Annotated in this window: 3 protein-coding genes; all 3 read right to left on the bottom strand. The window is 38.1% G+C overall.

All coding sequences use genetic code 11. The annotated features are described in order from the left end of the window. Positions 1 to 185: 185 nt before the first annotated feature. The gene (locus F0226_RS22315) at positions 186 to 1,070 is read right to left on the bottom strand and encodes a hypothetical protein (RefSeq protein WP_171737684.1); all 885 of its coding nucleotides are present in this window, start codon (positions 1,068 to 1,070) and stop codon (positions 186 to 188) included. 51 nt (positions 1,071 to 1,121) lie between these two features. After that, the gene (locus tag F0226_RS22310; RefSeq protein ID WP_171737683.1) at positions 1,122 to 1,604 is read right to left on the bottom strand and encodes a MazG-related protein; all 483 of its coding nucleotides are present in this window, start codon (positions 1,602 to 1,604) and stop codon (positions 1,122 to 1,124) included. A 151-nt stretch (positions 1,605 to 1,755) separates the two neighbouring features. Then, positions 1,756 to 2,109, bottom strand: a complete 354-nt coding sequence (locus F0226_RS22305) for a hypothetical protein (protein WP_171737682.1) — start codon at positions 2,107 to 2,109, stop codon at positions 1,756 to 1,758. Between the last annotated feature and the right edge of the window lie 151 nt (positions 2,110 to 2,260).

The following is a 2,260-nucleotide window of genomic DNA, read 5'->3' as shown; positions in this document are numbered from 1 at the left end:
AAAAAACCCAATAAAGTTATGATAAATACAAACTCAGATAAGACATACTTTCTAAAGTTCAATTTAATGTAAGTATCGATAATTACCTCCTAGTACATAACGCCGCATTAAGGTGTGAGCAGCGTTTGGCTATACTTGAGCGAAGCGAAACTGCCAAGCGTTGCGAATCACTCTTAAATGCTTTGTTAGCTTTCAGGTTCACTTCTGGTGGCGTTTTTCTTACGCTCTTCAAGAACATTTCTCAGATACTCGTCAGTTTCCAATACCTCAGTCAAAAACTTCATTTTCATGTTATATGCCAAAATACCATTTTTATGCTCCATGACTGAATCATCTCCCTGGAATTCCAGTTCTGGGGATTGAAACACACGTCCCTCAGCAAAGAAAAACGGTAGAGCTTTTTCCTTATATTTAAAATTATTACTCTTATCAATTAAACCTTGAAGTGAGTTTATCTTTAAAGCCATGTCAGTTGTAGGCGATATATTCAATGATGTTCTGAATGTATGGTTTACGTATTGTTCAATACCATCAACTACAGGCTTTTTAAAATGACCTATTGCATAATAGATTCTATTTTCATTTCTTACTAACCTCTCAATATCAGATTCAAGACCTGCGTTAAGACTTGCAAACCATTCACTTTTTACATCTTCAACAAGTAGTAGATCCTTTGCTCTTTTCACTACTTGTTCCGAAAGTTTTAGTTGCAGGTCTAATTCAGCGTAAATTCCCCATAGCCATTCACGATGGTTATTTATTACTTGAACTTGCTCAGTTGAACCATACCTTTCAAGCTCATCTATATATTCAAGGTATAGTTCAAGAGATTTCTTAAAAGCTCTATGTTTATCCGACAACTGTGTTGGTGTTAAAGCAAAATCTTTTCCATAAACGCCATATAGATCCAAGTACGTCCGGTTCACAGACTTCAATACTTTCGCACTATCGTCATATAGCTTCTTATGCAAATCAAAGGCAAACTTCTTTTTTTGATTCTCTGATAACGCCCAATTAAGTTGCAGACCAACGCAAACCTGAACCCAAAGCAACGCACCGATTTCACCCAAACTGTTTGGAGATGAAAATGCCGCGCGTTGGCTGTCAGCTTAAATTGTTTGTTATGGCGCTGAACTCAACGTTAGTTCTTGTATGTCAATTAGATCGACTTCCCTACCCAATATTTGCTTGTACTCAACTAAGTGATGGACTGGGATTACTGGCAATACGATGCCTTGATAGGCTTTTTCAACTGACGCTGAATAATCAATTTCAAGCTGATACCAAGAACCGTCTAAAGCCGATTGGATCTTTGTATTTTGAGATAAACCGATTTCAATTTTTTGATTTTGGTAAACCAATTGGAAATACTCTAAATCCCAACCGTATTCTGTATAATGAGTTAACGGTTTAGATATGAATTGAGATACGTGAGCCAAGAGCTTATTTGCATCAGAGTTGTGGATATAAAGGTCAATGTCAGCAATTTCACGGCTGCCACCATGAATAGTTGCAGCTAGTCCACCGACAATTTGGTACTCAATTCTCTCTGCATCCAAAAGTCCTTTCAGCCACTTCAAGGCTACTTTCACTTTATCACTCATCTAGTTCCCTTTGCTGAATTTTGCCCTGTGCCATAACGCCGCATTAAGGTGTGAGCGATGCTTGGCTATACTTGAGCGAAGCGAAAACGCCAAGCGTTGCGAATCACTCTTAAATGCTTTGTTAGTTGCACATTTTCCCACCAAACGTATTTCAAGCACCAAATAACGACCCAGAGAAAAAGCTTACGAAAAATGCTGGGATACCTGAAACAAATAGCTTGACACATAAGACCGTATTTTCAGCAAACCGATGGTCGTCAATTTCATCTGCAACTGAAGTATCAACCATTGAGGTTGTCTTACGATCGACTCTGTCATCACCATACCCTGCATTTGGAGAGTATATGTAAAATAGTGCCGTAATACCCCAAATCAAAGCTACAACGAAAAACGCATAATCTGAAACATATCTCAGCCCAAAGAAACCTGTATATTTTTCAATACCATAGACAAGTGCAACCGAAACGAGATTACAGATTAGTATGAATTTAATGACTCTAAACATAATAAATTCCTTTTTATTGATGTGAACTCATAGGTTGATTATGTGCCAACTAACGCCCAATTAAGTAGCTGGCAACGCTGCCAATATACTCAAACCTACCACCTAAATCACTGAAGCTAAACTGAGTTGAGAGTGTCAAGCGTTGGCAGTC

The sequence above is a fragment of the Vibrio sp. 99-70-13A1 genome, from assembly GCF_013114625.1.
GTDB lineage: Bacteria > Pseudomonadota > Gammaproteobacteria > Enterobacterales > Vibrionaceae > Vibrio.
Note: the sequence above shows the minus strand (reverse complement) of the source record. Positions and strands in the feature narration are given on the sequence as shown.

What these genes read in the sequence shown, in the direction of transcription:
- F0226_RS22310 (WP_171737683.1), bottom strand. Translation starts at nt 1,604, where the DNA reads ATGAGTGATAAAGTGAAAGTAGCCTTGAAGTGGCTGAAAGGACTTTTG.
- F0226_RS22305 (WP_171737682.1), bottom strand. Translation starts at nt 2,109, where the DNA reads ATGTTTAGAGTCATTAAATTCATACTAATCTGTAATCTCGTTTCGGTT.